This is a genomic window from Streptomyces sp., assembly GCF_035645055.1.
Classification (GTDB): Bacteria; Actinomycetota; Actinomycetes; order Streptomycetales; family Streptomycetaceae; genus Streptomyces.
In genome coordinates this window covers 20,942-38,542 of record NZ_DASQNH010000105.1, presented here as the reverse complement: position 1 = coordinate 38,542, position 17,601 = coordinate 20,942, and the positions used below count along the sequence as shown (strand labels likewise).

16 protein-coding genes are annotated in these 17,601 nt (G+C 73.2%); 5 read left to right on the top strand and 11 right to left on the bottom strand.

What is annotated here, in order from left to right; genetic code table 11:
• The first annotated feature begins 187 nt into the window (after positions 1 to 187).
• The 3 genes from VE614_RS33500 to VE614_RS33490 all read left to right on the top strand — a co-directional run bounded on the left by VE614_RS33500 (position 188) and on the right by VE614_RS33490 (position 3,003).
• Positions 188 to 1,408, top strand: a complete 1,221-nt coding sequence (locus VE614_RS33500) for an FAD-dependent monooxygenase (RefSeq protein ID WP_324946142.1) — start codon at positions 188 to 190, stop codon at positions 1,406 to 1,408.
• Positions 1,409 to 1,420: 12 nt separating this feature from the next.
• A complete protein-coding gene (locus tag VE614_RS33495) occupies positions 1,421 to 2,404 on the top strand; it encodes an aldo/keto reductase (protein ID WP_324946139.1) in 984 nt (327 codons plus the stop codon).
• Between the two features lie 173 nt (positions 2,405 to 2,577).
• Positions 2,578 to 3,003: a DUF6328 family protein gene (locus VE614_RS33490; protein ID WP_324946226.1), complete on the top strand. Its 426-nt coding sequence runs from the start codon at positions 2,578 to 2,580 to the stop codon at positions 3,001 to 3,003.
• 116 nt (positions 3,004 to 3,119) lie between these two features.
• Here VE614_RS33490 and VE614_RS33485 read toward each other — a convergent pair whose 3' ends face one another.
• Positions 3,120 to 3,545 carry an SsgA family sporulation/cell division regulator gene (locus tag VE614_RS33485; RefSeq protein WP_324946136.1) on the bottom strand — a complete coding sequence of 142 codons (426 nt, stop codon included), beginning with the start codon at positions 3,543 to 3,545 and terminating at the stop codon, positions 3,120 to 3,122.
• 167 nt (positions 3,546 to 3,712) lie between these two features.
• Positions 3,713 to 4,684: an LLM class F420-dependent oxidoreductase gene (locus VE614_RS33480; RefSeq protein ID WP_324946133.1), complete on the bottom strand. Its 972-nt coding sequence runs from the start codon at positions 4,682 to 4,684 to the stop codon at positions 3,713 to 3,715.
• A gap of 97 nt (positions 4,685 to 4,781) precedes the next feature.
• Between VE614_RS33480 and VE614_RS33475 the strand changes: the two genes are divergently transcribed.
• Positions 4,782 to 6,230: a serine hydrolase domain-containing protein gene (locus VE614_RS33475; RefSeq protein WP_324946130.1), complete on the top strand. Its 1,449-nt coding sequence runs from the start codon at positions 4,782 to 4,784 to the stop codon at positions 6,228 to 6,230.
• Here the strand turns inward: VE614_RS33475 and VE614_RS33470 are convergent.
• The 8 genes from VE614_RS33470 to VE614_RS33435 form a co-directional block, all read right to left on the bottom strand.
• Entirely contained in the window at positions 6,222 to 7,847 is a 1,626-nt protein-coding gene (locus tag VE614_RS33470; RefSeq protein ID WP_324946127.1) for a serine/threonine-protein kinase, read from the bottom strand. The two genes, VE614_RS33475 and VE614_RS33470, sit on opposite strands and share 9 nt — an antisense overlap.
• A 138-nt stretch (positions 7,848 to 7,985) precedes the next feature.
• The gene (locus tag VE614_RS33465; protein ID WP_324946223.1) at positions 7,986 to 8,945 is read right to left on the bottom strand and encodes a threonine/serine dehydratase; all 960 of its coding nucleotides are present in this window, start codon (positions 8,943 to 8,945) and stop codon (positions 7,986 to 7,988) included.
• Between the two features lie 104 nt (positions 8,946 to 9,049).
• Positions 9,050 to 9,727, bottom strand: coding sequence for an AIM24 family protein (locus tag VE614_RS33460; RefSeq protein WP_324946124.1), 678 nt, complete (start codon positions 9,725 to 9,727; stop codon positions 9,050 to 9,052).
• A gap of 181 nt (positions 9,728 to 9,908) precedes the next feature.
• Positions 9,909 to 11,162, bottom strand: coding sequence for a serine hydrolase domain-containing protein (locus VE614_RS33455; protein WP_324946121.1), 1,254 nt, complete (start codon positions 11,160 to 11,162; stop codon positions 9,909 to 9,911).
• 275 nt (positions 11,163 to 11,437) lie between these two features.
• The gene (locus VE614_RS33450; RefSeq protein WP_324946118.1) at positions 11,438 to 11,791 is read right to left on the bottom strand and encodes a UBP-type zinc finger domain-containing protein; all 354 of its coding nucleotides are present in this window, start codon (positions 11,789 to 11,791) and stop codon (positions 11,438 to 11,440) included.
• Entirely contained in the window at positions 11,788 to 13,257 is a 1,470-nt protein-coding gene (locus VE614_RS33445) for an ATP-binding protein (protein ID WP_324946115.1), read from the bottom strand. Before VE614_RS33445 ends, VE614_RS33450 begins: the two co-directional genes overlap by 4 nt.
• The gene (locus VE614_RS33440; RefSeq protein ID WP_324946112.1) at positions 13,254 to 14,930 is read right to left on the bottom strand and encodes an FAD-dependent oxidoreductase; all 1,677 of its coding nucleotides are present in this window, start codon (positions 14,928 to 14,930) and stop codon (positions 13,254 to 13,256) included. The genes VE614_RS33445 and VE614_RS33440 overlap by 4 nt, the downstream gene beginning before the upstream one ends.
• Before the next feature lie 118 nt (positions 14,931 to 15,048).
• Positions 15,049 to 15,402 (bottom strand): VOC family protein, encoded by a 354-nt coding sequence (locus tag VE614_RS33435; protein WP_324946109.1) that lies wholly within the window; start codon positions 15,400 to 15,402, stop codon positions 15,049 to 15,051.
• Between the two features lie 61 nt (positions 15,403 to 15,463).
• Between VE614_RS33435 and VE614_RS33430 the strand changes: the two genes are divergently transcribed.
• A complete protein-coding gene (locus VE614_RS33430; RefSeq protein WP_324946106.1) occupies positions 15,464 to 16,333 on the top strand; it encodes a universal stress protein in 870 nt (289 codons plus the stop codon).
• A 13-nt stretch (positions 16,334 to 16,346) separates the two neighbouring features.
• Here VE614_RS33430 and VE614_RS33425 read toward each other — a convergent pair whose 3' ends face one another.
• Positions 16,347 to 17,582, bottom strand: coding sequence for a DUF4032 domain-containing protein (locus VE614_RS33425; RefSeq protein WP_324946103.1), 1,236 nt, complete (start codon positions 17,580 to 17,582; stop codon positions 16,347 to 16,349).
• Between the last annotated feature and the right edge of the window lie 19 nt (positions 17,583 to 17,601).

Sequence of the window (17,601 nt, the reverse complement as noted above, 5' to 3'; positions counted from 1 at the left end):
CTTGCTGATGGTGATGGTCCGATGGGGGCGGAACGGGCAATTCCTTCTCGTGGGGCCCCTGTTTCGCGAGGTAACTTCCCGCACCCCGGCCGCGCGCGTGGCGCGGCTCACGCCGGGAAGCTGACGCAAACCCCCGCCGGGTGGCTGCTACTCTGCGTTGCCCGTTGACCGCCAATAGTTACCAGGGGTGCGCGTGAAGGTCGCCTGCGTCGGCGGCGGGCCCGCCGGCCTGTATCTGTCGATCCTGCTGAAGCTCCAGGACCCGTCCCACGAGGTCACCGTCCACGAGCGCAACCCCGAGGGCTCCACCTACGGGTGGGGCGTGACCTACTGGCGCGGGCTGCTCGACCGGCTGCACCTGCACGACCCCGAGTCGGCGCGCGCCCTCGGCGAGCACTCCGTCAGCTGGAGCGAGGGAGTCGCCCACATCGGCGACCGCACCGTCCGGCACACCGGCGACCAGGGCTTCGGCATCGGCCGCCACCGACTGCTGGAGATCCTCGCCGCCCGGGCCCGCTCCCTCGGCGTCCGCCTGGAGTACGCGCACGAGGTCACCGCCGACCGGCTGCCCGACGCCGACCTCGTCGTGGCGGCCGACGGCGTCCGCAGTGCGCTGCGCACCCGGTACGCCGACCACTTCGGCACCGAGGTGACGGCCGGCCGCAACTCCTACATCTGGCTCGGCACCACCAAGGTCTTCGACGCATTCACCTTCGGCTTCGTCGAGACCGACCACGGCTGGATCTGGTGCTACGGCTACGGCTACGGCCCCGGCCGCGGCACCTGCGTCGTCGAGTGCGCCCCCGGGACCCGGACCGGCCTCGGCCTGGACCGGGCCGACGAGGCCGAGGGACTTGTCCTGCTGGAGAAGCTGTTCGCCGACGTCCTCGACGGCCACCGGCTGATCGGCCGTTCCCCGGCCGACGGCAGCGCCCCCTGGCTCACCTTCCGCACCCTCACCAACCGCACCTGGTACCGCGGCAACCTCGTCCTGGTCGGCGACGCCGCGCACACCACCCACTACTCCATCGGCGCGGGCACCACCCTCGCCCTGGAGGACGCCATCGCGCTGGCCGGCGCCCTGCGCGACCTGCCCACCCTGCCGCAGGCCCTCGCCCGCTACGAACGGGAGCGCAAGGCGGCCCTGCTCTCCGCGCAGAGCGCCGCCCGCTACAGCGCCCAGTGGTACGAGAACCTGCCCCGCTACCTCCGGCTCCCGCCGGAGCAGATGTTCGCCCTGCTCGGACAGCGCCACTCGCCCCTGCTGCCGCACCTCCCGCCGCGGCTGTACCACCGGCTCGACCGGGCGGCCGGACGGCTGGCGCCGCTGCGCCGGTTCAAGCGCTGGCTGGGCCCGAAGATGGCCCGCGCCGCGCACACCCGCGCCGGGGCGGGCCGGGACGGGTGACACACTGACGCCATGGAAGAGCGCGTATTCGACAGATGGGGTCAGCGGGCGTCCGTCATCGGCCTCGGGACCTGGCAACTGGGCGCCGACTGGGGCGACGTCGACGACAAGGAGGCCCTCGCGGTGCTGGAGGCGGCGGCGGAGTCGGGGGTGACCTTCTTCGACACCGCCGACGTGTACGGCGACGGCCGCAGCGAGCAGACCATCGCCACCTTCCTGCGCGGCAGGCCCGATCTGCACGTCCTCGTCGCGACCAAGATGGGCCGCCGCGTCGACCAGATCCCCGAGAACTACGTCCTGGACAACTTCCGCGCCTGGAACGACCGGTCCCGGCGCAACCTCGGCGTGGACCGTCTCGACCTGGTGCAGCTGCACTGCCCGCCGACCCCCGTCCACTCCTCCGACGAGGTGTTCGACGCCCTGGACACCCTCGTCGCCGAGGAGCGGATCGCCGCCTACGGCGTCAGCGTCGAGACCTGCGAGGAGGCGCTGACCGCGATCGCCCGGCCGAACGTGGTCAGCGTGCAGATCATCCTCAACCCGTTCCGCATGAAGCCGCTGCGCGAGGTGCTTCCCGCCGCGCGGGAGGCCGGCGTGGGCATCATCGCCCGGGTCCCGCTCGCCTCCGGCCTGCTGTCCGGAAAGTACACCAAGGACACGGTGTTCCCGGAGAACGACCACCGCACCTACAACCGGCACGGCGAGTCCTTCGACCAGGGCGAGACCTTCTCCGGAGTGGACTTCGCCACCGGCGTCGAGGCCGCCGCCGAGTTCGCCGCCCTCGCCCCCGGGGGATACACCCCGGCCCAGCTCGCGCTGCGCTGGATCGCCCAGCAGCCCGGCGTGACCACGGTCATCCCCGGCGCCCGCTCGCCCGAGCAGGCCCGCGCCAACACGGCCGCCGCCACGCTGCCGCCGCTGCCGGACACCACCCTGGACGCGATCCGGGACCTCTACGACCGGCGGATCAAGGACCAGGTCGAGGGCCGCTGGTAGGCCGTACGCCGCAGGTGCCTCCCCCGGCGGGGACAGTTCCGCCGCCGAGCGGGCATTCGGACGGGAAGACATCCATTCGTTTCCACCGGGGAGGCAGCGCCGTGACGGCCGCGGAAGACAGCACGAAGAAGAACAGAGGGCGCAACGAGACCGAGGAGGAGAGAGCCGACCGGATGTGGGTCGAGCTCATCCAAGAGGTGCGTGTCGCCCAGATGGGCGTACAGATTCTTTTCGGTTTTCTGCTCACCGTGGTCTTCACTCCGACCTACCGCGAGCTGGAGGACACCGACCGCATGATCTACATCGTCACGGTCGTCCTGGGGGCCGCCGCGACCGGCGCCCTCATCAGCCCCGTCTCGCTGCACCGGCTCGTCGCCGGGCGGCGGATCAAGCCGCAGGCGGTGAACTGGGCCTCTCGGATGACCATCGTCGGCCTGATCCTGCTGCTGGCCACCACGACCGCCTCGCTCCTGCTGATCCTGCGCGTGGCCACTCACGACCCCTACGTTCCCTACCTGGTCACAGGCGTGCTGGCGTGGTACCTGGTGTGCTGGTTCGGGATACCCCTGTGGACCCGCCACCGGCACACCAGCCGCTGAGTGCCGCCAGCCGGCGGCGGTCGTGAACGTCGTCCGCCGCCGGCTGGCGGAGCCGGACATGAGTACGGCTGCTCAGCTCCGCCCGGGGAGGGCCGGGCCGGTCGGCGGGAGCGTGCTCAGCCCTCCGCGATGACCTCGGCCAGGAAGTCGTCCACCCGCACCCGCTCCCGGCCGGGCGCCACCACCGCGTAGGTCTCCTCCAGGAAGGACGCGATCGCCGGGGCCCAGGCGAAGACCGCCGCGTGATGGTGGCCGCCGTCGGACCGCGGGTCGCCGAAGAAGTCCAGGCGCAGTTCCTCCCAGCGGCCCGTCGACTCCGGGCGTATCCGGACGTCGCCGATGCCGACGGGACCGCGCATGCCGTCGGCCAGCATCTCCCGGTCCAGCCGCCAGCGGGCGAGCACCCGGCCGTCATGGCTGAACACAGCGGTGACGGCGAACGGGTCCTCGGCGTCGTACCCCAGGTGGGCGAGGACCGGGAAGCGGTCAGCGGTGCCGGCCTGGAGCTGCATGACCAGGGTCCTGTGCACGAAGGGGTTCACCAGAAAGCCTCCGGGGAGTACGGGTCCAGAGCCTTCTGATACCCGCTCAACGCACAAGATGCGCCGGACACCGGTGACTCTCCTGGGATCGGGCTGCGAAAACGGCAAACCGGGATGATCCGCACCCCTGAGGGTGACCGGCCGGGGAACCGCGCCCGGGCCTCCGGTCAGTCCAGCGCGTCGTGCAGCGCCGGCAGCAGGGTCTTCGCCGACCAGTCCAGGAACTCCGCCTGCGTGTCCCCGCCAATCTGCACCAGCGCGATCTCGGTGAAACCGGCTTCGGCGTACGGGCGTACGGCCTCGACGAAGGCCTCCGGGTCGTCGCCGCAGGGGATCGACTCGGCGACGTCGTCCGGTGTGACGAACTGCGTGGCCGACTCGAAGGAGTCGGGGTGCGGCAGCTCGGAGTTGACCTTCCAGCCGTTGCCGAACCAGCGGAACTGGGCGTGCGCCCGCTTGACCGCCGTATCGCGGTCGGTGTCGTAGCACACCGGCAGCTGGCCCACGCGCGGCTTGCCCGTACCGCCGTGCCGGTCGAAGGCCTCCAGCAGTCCCGGCTTGGGCTCGGTCGCGATGACCAGGTCCGCCAGGCGGCCCGCCAGCGCGCAGGAGCGGTCGCCGGAGACAGCGATGCCGATCGGCGGCGGCGCGTCGGGCAGATCCCACAGCCGGGCCGACTCCACGTCGAAGTGCTGACCGCGACGGGTGACGTGCCCGCCCTCGAACAGCGCCCGGATGATCTCGACGGCCTCCTCCAGCATCTCGTGCCGCACGTCCACCGAAGGCCAGCCGCCGCCCACCACGTGCTCGTTCAGGTTCTCGCCCGAACCCAGGCCGAGCCGGAACCGGCCTTCGGACAGCAGCTGCATGGTCGCCGCCTTCTGGGCCACCACCGCCGGGTGGTAGCGGAAGGTCGGGCAGGTCACGTACGTCATGAGCGGGATACGGGACGTCGCCTGCGCCGCCGCGCCCAGCACGCTCCACGCGTAGGGGGAGTGGCCTTGCGAACGCAGCCACGGAAAGTAGTGGTCCGAGGTCACCGAGAAGTCGAAGCCGACCTCCTCGGCCCGCGCCACGTGCTGGACCAGGTCACGAGGGCCGGCCTGCTCGGTCATCATCGTGTATCCGATTTGCACCATAACGGGCGAGTCCCCGGCTCCGAGCCGGGAAAACGGGACTCCTGTGATCTCTGTGAGAACCCTCCCCGTCCGGCCGGTCACCGGGGAGGATGACCGTATGAGTGTGCGCCCTCTTCCCACGAGCACGCCCGCCGCCCAAGGCGTCGACCCCGCCGGGATCCTCGCCTTCCTCGACGCCCTCGACACGGCCGACGAGATCGAGCCGCACAGCCTGATGATCCTCCGCCACGGCCACGTCGTGACCGCCGGCTGGTGGGCGCCGTACACCCCCGACCGCCTCCAGCTCCTGTACTCGCTCAGCAAGAGCTTCACCGGGACGGCCGCGGCGTTCGCCGCCGCCGAGGGGCTGATCGACTTCGACGCCCCGGTGATCTCGTACTTCCCGGAGTTCGCCGCCGACATCACCGACCCGCGCAGCCGCGCGATGCTCGTCCGGCACGTGGCCACCATGTCCAGCGGACACCTCGGCGAGACCCTGGACGCCGCCCGCGCCCTCGACCCGGCGGAACTGGTGCGGGGCTTTCTGCTGCTGCCGCCGGAGCACGACCCCGGTACCGTCTTCGCCTACAACCAGCCCACCACCTACACCCTCGCGGCGATCGTCCAGCGGGTCACCGGACAGCCCCTGACCGCGTATCTGCGCCCGCGGCTGCTGGACCCGCTCGGCATCGGGGACGCCGTCTGGCTGCGCGACCGCACCGGCCGCGAACTCGGTTTCAGCGGACTGCACGCCACCACCGACGCCGTCGCCCGGCTCGGCGAGCTGTACCTGCGCGACGGCGTCCGGCAGGGTGTGCGGCTGCTGCCGGAGGGCTGGGTCGCCGAGGCCACCCGCGCCCACGTCCCCACCGCGGGCGGCATGGGCGACACCGAGCGCGAGGACTGGGACCAGGGCTACGGCTGCCAGTTCTGGATGTCCCGGCACGGCTACCGCGGCGACGGGGCCTTCGGCCAGTTCTGCCTGGTCCTGCCCGAGCAGGACGCCGTGATCGTGACGACCGCCGAGACCGAGCGGATGCAGGGAATGCTGAACCTGGTCTGGGCCCATCTGCTGCCCGCCTTCGGCGCCGCGCCCCTGACCGGCCGCGAGCCCGGGGAGCGGGCCCTCGGGGAGCGGCTGGCGGGACTCACCCTGCCGCCCGCCCCCGGCCGGCCCGCGCCACCCGCGCGGGCGGACGACTGGACCGCCGCCGCGTTCATCCCGGCCGGGGGCCTGTGCGCGGACCAGCCCGGACTCACGGCGGTCACCCTGAGCGGCGAGCCGGACGGCTGGACGGTGACGCTCACCGACGACGGGCACGACCTCCCCCTGCGCCTCGGCGGGGCGGGGTGGACCGTCACCGAGGACCCCGCCCCGGTGGCGGTGAGCGGTGGCTGGACGGACGCCGCGACCCTGAGCCTGGACCTGCTGTTCCTGGAGACCCCGCACCACCTGCTGATCACCTGCTCGCTCCCGGGCCGGGTCTTCACCGCCCGCTGGAGCACCCAGCCCCTGCACGGCGGCCCGCTGCGCACCCGGCGCACCCCGCGCCCTCCGTCACGCTGACGGGGCGCGGAAGGTGCGCAGGGCGGTGTCCAGCGCCTGCCGGTTGGCGGGTGCGTCGAAGCCGTCCGCCGGAGCCGTCCAGCGCAGTGAGTAACCCCGCCCGCCGCCGATCAGGAAGCCGCGCCCGAAGGTGCGCACCCGTGTGCCCTCGGACGCGGCCACCCACTCCATGTCGGCGGCCTCGCGGCCCTGGTACGTCGTCGCCCGGATCTCGCCGAGCCTCCGGTAGCCGTCGGCGCCCTTCAGCCCTGGCTCCACGTCGTCGCGCCACACCACGACCGGGTCCGGGCCGATCCGCTCGCTGTAGGTCACCGCGAGCGTCCGGTCGTCACCGTCCGCGCCGAGCACGACGCGGTACGCCAGGTCGGAGACCCGGGTGGTGCGCAGCGGACCCCAGCCGTCGGGCAACGCCACGGAGAAGCCCTCCGGGGCGGCATACATGCGGAATCCCCGGGGCAGGCCCGTCGGGCCGGCCGAGGGCGGGCGCGTGGGGGAGGAGTCCCGGGTCGCGCTCGGGTCCGGACGACCGGGCGCCGGGGCGGCCGGGGGCGGGCCGGTCTCCGGCGAGCCGGTGGCAGGTCCGCCGGACGCGGACGGCCGGGACGGGGCGTCGGCCGCGATGGGACCGCCGCCCGGCAGGCCCCGGGTCGCGGCGAGGACCGCCACCGTGACCACGGCCACGGCCAGCGCCGTCCCGGCGACCATGGCGCGTCCGCTCCAGCGCGGCGCGGCATGGCGGACGGCGGCGCAGGCGCGGCGCACCCGGGGCGGCGGCGCGCTCGGCGGCACGGCCGCGAAGTCCTCGCGCAGCACCCGCAGGAGGGCCGCGCGGACCACCGGCCGGGACAGCCGCTCCCGGGAGTCCTTGCGCAGCAGCCCCCGCACGACCTGCGTGAGCGGGCCGGCGCGCCCCGGGGCGCGCGGCGGCAGCCGGTCCACGCCCCGCAGGGTGGCCTCCGGGTCGTCCCGCTCGCGGAACGGCGGACGCCCCTCGACCAGGGTGTAGAGGACGGCGCCCAGCGCCCACAGGTCGGCGGCCGGGCCGATGCGCTCGTCGCGGGCCTGCTCGGGGGAGGCGTACGACGGTGCCGTCAGCCGGGGGGCGAGGGTCGCCCCCGCCAGGCCGAAACCGGTGATGACGACCGGGCCCCGCTCGGGGACGAGCACCTGGCCGGGGCTCAGCTCGCCGTGCGTGACGCCCTCGCCGTGCGCCGCGTCCAGGACGTCCAGCATCTCCAGGCCGATCCGCGCCGCCCGCACATGGTGGAACGTCCCGCGTTCGGTGAGGAGTTCGCCGAGCGGTGTGCCGCCGGCCCGGTCGGTGACGGTCCACAGCACCTCCTCCTCCACGACGGCGTCGAGCACCGGCGCCACCCGCCCGGGGCACAGCCGCTCCACCGTCCCGGAGACGCGCATCACCCGGCCGACGACCCGGCGCGCCGCGTCCTCGCCCATCGCCTCCGGCAGCCTGACCCCGGTCACCAGACAGGGCCGCCCGGCCTCGATGTCCTCCCCGTACCAGCAGACGCGGTTCGTCTCGCGGTGGACGACGTCGAGGAGCCGGTATCTCCCCGCCACCGACTCCTGCGCGCCGATGTACGCCTCGTCCATGGTCATCCCTCGCTGAACGCCCGGTTCTCACCCTTTGCCAGTGGTACGAGGGGTGCGACGGCGTGCGTTCAACGCGCGGGCGCGTATTCCTGACGGGGGCGCAGTTTTGACCACGGGTCAGTCCGCAGGGCTCCGCGACGGCGTTCAGTCCAGCCCGAAACGCTCCGCCCAGTCCCGCAGGTCACCGGTGGGCGCGTTGCCCCCGCACACCACCAGACCGAGCCGCGCCCCGGACCCCACCCGCTCCAGCACCCGCCGGGCCGCCGGCAGCAGACAGCCGGCGGCCGGCTCCGTCCACAGCTTGGCGTGCTCGGCCAGCTCCAGACAGCCCCGCACCGCCTCCCGGTCCGGGACCACCAGCACCTCGTCCACCAGGGCGGACACATGGTCGTACGTCAACCGGGAGACCGCGGGCGCGCAGAGCGTCGACACGATCGACGACAGCTCCACCGGCACCGGGCCCCCGGCCCGCAGCGCCGCGGACATCGCCTCGGCGCCCTCGGTCTCCACCCCCCAGATCCGCACCCCCGGCCGACGGGCGCGCAGCGCGGCCGCCACCCCGCCGATCAGCCCGCCCCCGCCGATGCTGACCAGGACGTCGGTCACCTCGCCCGCGTCCTCGGCGAGCTCCAGGCCCACGGTGCCCTGCCCCGCGATGACCACCGGGTCGTCGAACGGGTGCACAAGGGTCAGCCCTTCGTCCCGCAACACCTCCACGAGCCGGAAGGCCTCGGCCATCCCGTCCGTCAGCCGCACCGCGGCCCCGGCGTCCCGGGCGAGCGCCACCGACCGCGCGGGCGCCGAGCGCGGCATGACCACCGTCGCCTTCACATCGAGGGCGGCGGCCATGACCGCGAGCGCGATGCCGTGGTTGCCACCGCTGACCGCGACCGCCCCGGCCGCCCGCTCCGCCTCGGTGAGCGACAGCAGCTTCGCCGTCGCCCCGCGCGACTTGAACGAGCCGGTGCGCTGGAGGAGTTCCAGCTTAGTGATGACCGGGACGCCGAGCAGGGCGGACAGCCCGGGACTCGGCACCGTGGGAGTGCGGACGACGTGGCCGGCGATCCGCCCGGCGGCGGCTTCGATGTCCGTGATGCCGATCAAGGAGCTCACTCATCCTTCCGGCGCGGCGGTCCGGTGAACCGCGCCGGTTCGACCCTCACCCGGCCGCCTCCGGCGGTCAACACGGTTTCGCCCCGGGCGCACGCTCAGTGCGGCTGCGCCTTCTGCGGGGTCATCTCGCTGGGCCGCACCACGACGTGCCCCTCTCCGTACAGCATCAGCTGGACGGCCTCCCCGGAGCCACCGCGCAGCATCGAGCCGATGGACTGCGACCGGTGCAGGGAGGTCTGGAGCCCGGCGGTCCAGCCGACGACCGCGTCCGTGTCGACGTACACCGGGGACCCCTGGGTCACCGGGATGACCAGCGGACTGCCCTCGCAGACCAGCCCCAGCCTGCCGTGCCCGGTGAAGACGCTGTTGAACAGGCCGCCGCCCGTGATGCCCGCGCCCCTCACGGTGGCGATCCGGTAGGCCAGCGTGGCGTCGAAGCACAGCACGTTGCGGCCGTTGACGGTGAACTCGTCACCGGGGCCGACCTCCACGACGAAGCAGTTCTGGGCCTCGTGCGCGAACCAGGCCTCGCCCTGTCCGCGCACCGTCATCAACGGCAGGCCCTCGCCGGTGACCGCGCGTTTGAGCATGCCGCCCACGCCCTGACCCTTGCGTTCGAAGGCGAGGTCACCGCGGTAGGCGACCATCGCGCCCTGCCGGGCCAGCATCTCGCCGTCGACCGTGTACCGGATGCACTTGGCGTTCTCGACGGTCATGCCCGGGCCGGCGGCCGGCCGCACCATGTGCTCGCTGGAAAAGAGGTCACCCTTCATGGGGGCATCCTGGCCAAAGGATCCGCTGTCGCCAAGATCGAGGGTGCGGGGTCAGCCACCGAACACCTGTGTCCAGTACGTCCCGGCCCGGCCGCCACCCGCGAATGCCACGCCGATACAGAAGTCCGGCTTGAGGATGTTGGCGCGATGGGGCGCGGGTTCCCGCGGTGCGCGTCGCGGCTCAGTCACCGGCGGACTCCGCCAAGCGGGCCTGCGGGGCGGTCACGGGCACCTGCGGGGCGATGTCCTCGTACCGCCGCACCGGACCGGCCGGCCGGGTCTTCGCCTTCTTCCCGCAGAACACCGGCTCCAGGGTGCCGAGCAGGCTGTTGAGCACGGCCCCGTTGTTGGACGTGTTGGCGAGCGCGGTGAGGCTGCGGCTGCCGTCCCCGGAGGTGAACGCGTAGGTGTAGTAGCCCTGTACGGCGCCCGTGTGGCCGTACACGGACACCCCGCACGACAGCTTCCGGCGGCGCAGGCCCAGCCCGTACGACTGCGTGCCGTCGACCGTCACCCACCGCTTCATCTGGGCCAGCATGGCCGCCGAGGTCAGCCGGCCGCCGAGCAGCGCGGAGTAGAAGGTGTTCAGGTCCCGGGTGCTGGAGACGAGCGCGCCCGCGCTCTGCGCCCAGGACACCGTCTGCCGGGTGGAGTCGACCAGCGGCGCGCCCGCCCGGTCCGGCGTGAGGTAGCCACGGGCGTGCCGGCCGGGGATGCCGGTGGCGGGATGGACGTAGAAGGTGTCGCGCAGGCCCAGCGGCCGGACGATCCTGCTCTCGTACGCCCGTCCCACCGGGCCGCCGGTCAGTTTTTCGACCAGCATCCCGGCGACCACGAAGTTGGTGTTGGAGTAGGCGTAGGCCGCGCCGGGCGCGTTGGTGCGCGGGTGGCGCAGCGAGCGGTCGACCAGCTGGCGGTAGGTGAAGACCCGGTCGCGCACCGCCTCGAAGCCGGGCACCGTCCTCGCGAACATGTCGTTGGTGTAGTCGTACAGCCCGCTGCGGTGGCTCAGCAGGTGCCGCACGGTGATCCGCCGGTCGGGGAGCGACCCCGGCAGATGACGGTGGACCGGGTCGTCGAGCCGCAGTCTGCCCTCGGCGGCGAGTTGCAGCAGGACGACGGCGGTGAAGGTCTTGGTGACGCTGCCGACCCGGAAGCGGTCCCGGTCGGCGAGGGCCCGCCCGGTGCTTCGGTCGGCGACGCCCACCGCCGCCCGGCGCACGGTGCCCCGGTCGTCGATCCTGGCCATCGCCCCGGGCGCGCCCTGCCGTCCCGCGCCGCGCAGCACCCCGCGCAGCCCCGCCAGGTCCGCCGCGGGCAGCGCCGCCGCGCCCGCCACCGGGGCCTCCCGGCCCACGGCCGGCGCCGGTACCGCCAGCAGGGACAGCACCACCGCTCCGATCACCGCACCACCGCGTACCCTCGCCGAGGCCATCCGGTCCCTCTTCCGCGCGCGCCCGCCCGGAGTCCGTACGACACCGGGCACCTGAAGGCGAGGTCACCTTCTCGCACACGGCCGGTTCACCAGGGACGACACACAGCCGGCCTGCCGGATGTCAGCGGATGCATCACCTCACGCGGGAGCGCGGGGAACCGCGCACACGACCGGCGCACACGACCAGCGCACACGACGCGCACGCGACCAGCGCGCACACAACCCGCGCGCATGCGATGCGCGCCACCTCCCGCCGTCGCGCGTGGGCCCCGCTCCTAGGCGCCCAGACCCTTCGCCCAGTCCTTCGGCACCCGCCCCGCGGGCCCCGGCGCGGGCTGGTCCTCGGGGTGGCTGGACGGCGGGGCGAGCGCGGGGCCGGAGTCGTGCAGGGAGTCGGCGGCGTAGTCCCAGAACCAGTCCTCGCCCGGCTCGTAGCTCTGCACCAGCGGGTGCCCGGTGGCCCGGTAGTGGGCCGTGGCGTGCTTGCCGGGGGAGGAGTCGCAGCAGCCGACGTGCCCGCACCGGGCGCAGCGCCGCAGATGGAACCACCAGCCGCCGACGGCGTCGCACTCCACGCATCCGGTGCCGCTCGGCGGCACGCTCGGATCGATTCCGGTCCGCTCGGTCATGCGGGCTCCTCCAGGGGTTCGGGAGTCGTCTCGTCCTCCGCGGCGGTGAGCGGGAGCAGCACCTGGAAGCGGGTGTCACCCGGCACCGAGTCCACCTGGAGGGTGCCGTGATGCTTGTTCACCACGATCCGCCAGGAGATGTCCAGGCCGAGCCCGGTGCCCTCGCCCACCGGCTTGGTGGTGAAGAACGGATCGAAGATCCGGTCCCGGATCTCCGGCGCCACGCCGGGCCCGGTGTCCCGGAACTCCACCAGCAGCCGGTCGTGGTCGCGCGCGGTCCGTACCGTCAGCGTCCCCTCGCCGCCCGCGCTGTCGATGGCGGACACCGCGTTGTCGATCAGGTTCGTCCACACCTGGTTCAGTTCCGCCGGGTACGCGGGGATCGGCGGCAGGCCGCGGTCGTACTCCTTGACCACGGTGATCCGCTTGCCGATCTTCCCCGACAGCATCAGCAGCGTGCTGTCGAGGAGTTCGTGCACATCGGCGATCCGGTAGGGCGCGCGGTCCAGCTGGGAGTACTGCTTGGCCGCGTCGACCAGGTGCGAGATACGGGTGGTGGCGTCCGCGATCTCGTCCATCAGCAGTTCGGTCTCCACCGTGTAGTTGAGCCAGCCGATCGCGCCCGGCAGGACCGACTCGTCGACGGCCGCCGCGACCTGGTCGAGCCAGTCGAGGTCGAGACCGGCCTGCACGAAGGTGGGCGCCAGCCGCCAGCCGTCGGGGATGCCGTGGTCGTCCAGCCAGTCGGAGACCGCGTCCTCCCGGTCGGCGGCCTCCAGCGGGCTCAGCGCGGGCGCCTTGCCCACCCGCTCGGCGGTGCGCTCCTGTATCTCGATCAGATGCGCCAGCACTTCGCGCGGATACGGGCCCGCCGAGATGACGCTCAGCTTGTGCCGCATCTTCGCCACCCGCTCGCGCAGCGCCTCGGTCGCCCGGACGGCCGCCGCCGCGGGGTTGTTCAGCTCGTGGGTGAGCCCGGCGGACAGCGAGCCGAGCGCCAGCAGCCGCTCCCGCTGGCCGATCATCCGCTGGGTGTTCTTCGACCCGAAGAACAGTCCCTCCAGCAGATGGGCCGCCATCGGGAACCACTCGCGCATGACGCTCGCGAACGTGTCGGCGGGCAGCACGAAGAACCGGCTCGGTTCGGTGACCCGCATCGAGTTGTTGTAGACCTGCCGCACCCGGTCCCCGAGATACGCCTGCATGGCGCCCGCGTACACCCCGCGCTGCGAGGTCCGGGTGACCTCGATGTCGTCGCCGCCGACCCGCCGGGACAGCACGACGGTGCCCTCGATCAACACGTAGAAGCAGGTGGCGGGTTCGCCCTCGGCGTAGACGGGGCCCGGCTCGAACAGCTCCACCCGCCCCTCGGCGCACAGCCTTCCCAGCTGCTCCGGGCTCAGCTTCTCGAACAGGAACAGCGAGCTGATCTCCCGCGGGTCGCACGGCATGGGCCGGCCGCTCATGACTGCTCCAGGTAGCGGTGGACGAGCATCACGGCCATGGCTCCCTCTCCGACGGCGGACGCCACCCGCTTGGCGGACTCCGCGCGCGCGTCGCCCGCGACGAACACCCCGGGCACACTGGTCTCCAGGTGGTACGGCGGCCGGTCCAGCTCCCAGCCCGCAGGCGGGCGCCCGTCCGGGGTGAGGTCGGGCCCGGCCAGGATGAACCCGCGCTCGTCGCGCAGCACGGTGCCGTCCAGCCAGTCGGTGCGCGGGGCGGCGCCGATGAACACGAACAGCCACTGGGCGTCGACCGGCTCGGTCTTCCCGGTGGCGATGTCCCGCAGGGTCAGCTGCTCCAGGCGGCCGGTGCCGTGCGCGGCGTCCACGACGGTGCCGCAGCGCACCGTGATGTTCGGCGCCTGCTCGATCTGCTGGATGAGGTAGTGCGACATGGACGCGGCCAGCGACTCGCCGCGCACCAGCAGCGTCACCGACTTGGCGCCCCGCGCCAGGTACATCGCCGCCTGTCCGGCGGAGTTGGCGCCGCCCACGATGTACACGTCCTGTCCCTGGCAGCCGGCCGCCTCGGTGAGCGCCGAGCCGTAGAACACGCCGCAGCCGGTCAGCTCGGTCAGGCCCGGCGCGTCGAGCTGCCGGTACGACACGCCGGTCGCGAGGATCACGCTGTGCGCGGCGACCGCCGAGCCGTCGGAGAACCGTACGATCCGCGCCGCCCCGTTGACCTCCAGGCCCGTCACCTCCCGGGCGGTCAGGATCTCGGCGCCGAACTTCGCCGCCTGCCGGCGGGCCCGGTCGGTGAGCTGCGCGCCCGACACGCCGTCGGGGAAGCCCAGATAGTTCTCGATCCGCGAGCTCTGCCCGGCTTGGCCGCCGGTCGCCGACCGCTCCACCAGCACCGTCCGCAGCCCCTCGGAGGCCCCGTACACCGCCGCGCCGAGCCCGGCGGGCCCGCCGCCGATCACCACCAGGTCGTAGAACTCGGCGGTCGGTGTGGTCGCCAGCCCCACCCGCGCGGCCAGCTCCGGCGCCTCCGGCTCCACCAGGGGCGCCCCCTCCGGGGTGACCACCAGCGGCAGCCGCGAGCCGTCCTGCCCGGCCGCGGCCAGCAGCCGCCGCCCCTCCGGCTCGTCGGCCGAGTACCAGCGGTAGGGCACCTGGTTGCGGGCCAGGAACTCCCGTACGTCCGAGGAGCGCGCCGACCAGCGGTGCCCGACCACCTTGGTGCTCGGCACCGGCCGGTGGTCGCTGGCCCGCCAGGCCTGGAGGAGATCGTCCAGCACCGGGTAGAGCTTCTCCTCCGGCGGGTCCCACGGCTTGAGCAGGTAGTGGTCCAGGTCGACCACGTTGATCGCGTCGATCGCCGCGTTGGTGTCCGCGTACGCCGTCAGCAACACCCGTCGCGCCCCCGGATACACGTCGAGGGCCTGCTCCAGGAACTCGATGCCGTTCATCTGCGGCATCCGGTAGTCGGCCAGGATCACCGCCACCAGGTCACCGCGCAGCTTCAGCTCCCGCAGCGCCTCCAGCGCGGACTCCCCGGACTCGGCCCGCACGATCCGGTACGACGCCCCGTAGCGCCGTCGCAGGTCGCGGGCGACCGCGCGGGAGACCCCCGGGTCGTCGTCCACGGTCAGAATGACGGTCCGCGCTGTGTCGGCGGCCTGTGCCATGCGTCTCCCACCCCGAGCGGTCGGACAATCGGCCGCGGTGTGCCCGTCGTCACCGCGGCCGGCTCCCGCCATCGTATGTTCGATCGCCGGGGTTCGCTCAGGTATGCGAAAGGGCCGCTCAGGCGGCCCGCGACCGCAGCACGCAGAACTCGTTGCCCTCCGGGTCCGCCAGGACCACCCACGTCTGCTCGCCCTGGCCGACGTCCGCGTGCCGGGCCCCGAGCGCGAGCAGCCGGTCGACCTCGGCGCGCTGGTCGTCGGGGCGGAAGTCCAGGTGCAGACGGTTCTTGACCGACTTGCTCTCGGGAACCCGGACGAACAGCAGACCCGGTACCCGGTCCGGCGCCGGGCGGATCTCGAAATCCTCGGGGTCGTCGTTCACCACCGTCCAGCCGAGGGCCCGCGCCCACCAGCGGCCCAGGGCGACGGGATCGGCGGCGTCCACGATGACTTGCTCCCAGACAAGGCTCATGGCGGCAGGGTAGGGGAAGATCACCGGTGACCGCCGAACACAAGCACGAGGAGGCAGTGGGATGGCACGTCCGATCACAGCAGGAGTGGACGGATCGGAGGAGAGCCACGCGGCGCTGGCCTGGGCGGCCCGGGAGGCCGTCCGGCGCGACCGGGCGCTGCATGTGGTGCACGCCTGGCGGTTCACGCCGCATGAGGCGGTGGACGGGGACCGGGGCACCCAGGCGGGCTGGGTGCGGGGGGCGCTGGACGGGGCCGTCCGGGAGATCGCCGGGCGCCACCCCGGGCTGGACGTGACCGCCGAGGTGGTGGAGGGCGACGCCGTCGGGACCCTGGTCGCCGCCACGGGCCGGTCCGAGCTGCTCGTCCTGGGCTCCCGCGGGCACGGCCGGGTCGTCGGCTTCCTGCTCGGCTCGGTCGGCCGGCAGGTGCTCGCGGAGGGCACCGGCCCCGTGGTGCTGGTGCGCGCGGGCGGCCGGGCTTCGGCCGAGGCGGAGGGCCGCGAGATCGTCGTCGGCCAGGAGGGCGGCCCCGAGGACAGCGCCGCCGTGCTGCGGTTCGCCTTCGAGACGGCGGCGGCCCGCGGGGCGACCCTCAAGGCGGTCCGGGCGTGGACGCTGCCGCCGGTGTTCGCCTACAGTCCCGCCTCGCTCCAGCTGCTCGACGAGGCCGGCGGCCCGGTGCCGTACGAGAAGAAGGCGCTGAGCGAGGCGTTGCAGCCGTGGCGGGAGCGGTTCCCGCAGGTCCCGGTGGTCGAGCACGTGGAGATGGGCAGCGCGGGGCAGGTGCTGCTGGACGTGTCCGCGCGGGCCCAGCTGGTGGTCGTCGGCCGCCGGGCCCGGCGGACCGCGGTCGGCGCCCGGATCGGCTCCGTCGCCCACGGGGTGCTGCACCACGCGCCGTGCCCGGTCGCGGTGGTGCCGCCCGCCTGACCACGCGGGCCGATCACCGCGGCGCCGGCGGCTCCAGTGTCCTGCGGGCGCGGGGGAGGATGTTGTCGACGTAGTCCTTCACGGCCGTGTCCAGCCCGATGTCGTGCTGGGCCCGCTCCGAGAGGTACCACCGGTGTTCGAGCAGCTGGTGGTAGATCTCGGCCGGGTCCATGCCGCCGCGCAGTTCCGGCGGCACCGCGCGCACGGTGGGCCGGAAGACCTCCCGCACCCAGCGGTGTGCCAGCACCTCCGGGCGGGCGGCCAGGGGATCGCCGGGCGCGTAGTCGTCCTGGGTGGCCATCCAGGACTCCAGATCGTTCAGCAGCCGCCGGGCCTGGTTCTCCTCGGTGTCCAAGCCGGTCAGCCGCAGCAACTGGCGCTGGTGGTGGCCGGCGTCGACGACCTTGGGCACGAAGGTGACCGTGTCGCCGTTGGAGGAGTGGTCGATCTGCATCTCGGCGACGTCGAAGCCGAGGTCGTTGAGTCTGCGTATCCGGCGTTCGATGTAGTGGTACTTGCCCGCCGGGTAGACCGAGGTGCGGGTCAGTTCCTTCCACAGCCCCTGGTAGCGGGCGCAGATCTCGGTGCCGAACTCGACGGGGTCGACGGAGGGGTGCAGCGCCCCGGACGCCTCCAGGTCGAGGAGTTCGCCGCTGATGTTGACCCGGGCGAGGTCCAGGTCGTAGTCGCGCTGCCCGTCGCTGAGCCGGGCGTGCAGCTCACCGGTCTCGGCGTCGACGAGGTAGGCGGCGTAGGCGCCCGCGTCGCGCCGGAACAGGGTGTTGGACAGCGAGCAGTCGCCCCACGCGAACCCCGCCAGGTGCAGCCGCACCAGCAGCACCGCGAGGGCGTCCATCAGCCGGTGCATGGTCGCCGGGCGCATGGTCGTCTCGAACATCGAGCGGTACGGCATCGAACCGCCCAGATGCCGGGTGATCAGCACCGGTTCCAGCGGCTCGCCGTCCGCGTCCGCGCGGCCGGTGACCACGGCGAGGGCGTCCACCGCCGGGATGCCGAGCCGGTCCAGGTCGCGCAGCAGCTCGTACTCGCGCAGGGCGGGCCGCTCGGCCAGCTCCTTGACGGCGATCACCTCGTCGCCCGCGCGGGCGTAGCGCACCACGTGCCGGGAGATGCCGCGCGGCAGCGGGACCAGGTACTCCTCCGGCCACTCCTCCAGCGGGAGCTGCCAGGGGAGTTCGAGCAGGAGCGCCGGGTGCTCCGGGTTGGTGGCGCTGATGTGCAAAGCCATGGCCTGACCTTAACGGCGA

Bases quoted from the DNA above. Each gene is read 5' to 3' on its own strand.
- VE614_RS33460 (WP_324946124.1), bottom strand. From the start codon at position 9,727: ATGAAGGGTGACCTCTTTTCCAGCGAGCACATGGTGCGGCCGGCCGCC.
- VE614_RS33455 (WP_324946121.1), bottom strand. From the start codon at position 11,162: ATGGCCTCGGCGAGGGTACGCGGTGGTGCGGTGATCGGAGCGGTGGTG.
- VE614_RS33425 (WP_324946103.1), bottom strand. From the start codon at position 17,582: ATGGCTTTGCACATCAGCGCCACCAACCCGGAGCACCCGGCGCTCCTG.
- VE614_RS33490 (WP_324946226.1), top strand. From the start codon at position 2,578: ATGTGGGTCGAGCTCATCCAAGAGGTGCGTGTCGCCCAGATGGGCGTA.
- VE614_RS33495 (WP_324946139.1), top strand. From the start codon at position 1,421: ATGGAAGAGCGCGTATTCGACAGATGGGGTCAGCGGGCGTCCGTCATC.
- VE614_RS33435 (WP_324946109.1), bottom strand. From the start codon at position 15,402: ATGAGCCTTGTCTGGGAGCAAGTCATCGTGGACGCCGCCGATCCCGTC.
- VE614_RS33480 (WP_324946133.1), bottom strand. From the start codon at position 4,684: ATGGTGCAAATCGGATACACGATGATGACCGAGCAGGCCGGCCCTCGT.
- VE614_RS33470 (WP_324946127.1), bottom strand. From the start codon at position 7,847: ATGACCATGGACGAGGCGTACATCGGCGCGCAGGAGTCGGTGGCGGGG.
- VE614_RS33475 (WP_324946130.1), top strand. From the start codon at position 4,782: ATGAGTGTGCGCCCTCTTCCCACGAGCACGCCCGCCGCCCAAGGCGTC.
- VE614_RS33430 (WP_324946106.1), top strand. From the start codon at position 15,464: ATGGCACGTCCGATCACAGCAGGAGTGGACGGATCGGAGGAGAGCCAC.
- VE614_RS33445 (WP_324946115.1), bottom strand. From the start codon at position 13,257: ATGAGCGGCCGGCCCATGCCGTGCGACCCGCGGGAGATCAGCTCGCTG.
- VE614_RS33450 (WP_324946118.1), bottom strand. From the start codon at position 11,791: ATGACCGAGCGGACCGGAATCGATCCGAGCGTGCCGCCGAGCGGCACC.
- VE614_RS33440 (WP_324946112.1), bottom strand. From the start codon at position 14,930: ATGGCACAGGCCGCCGACACAGCGCGGACCGTCATTCTGACCGTGGAC.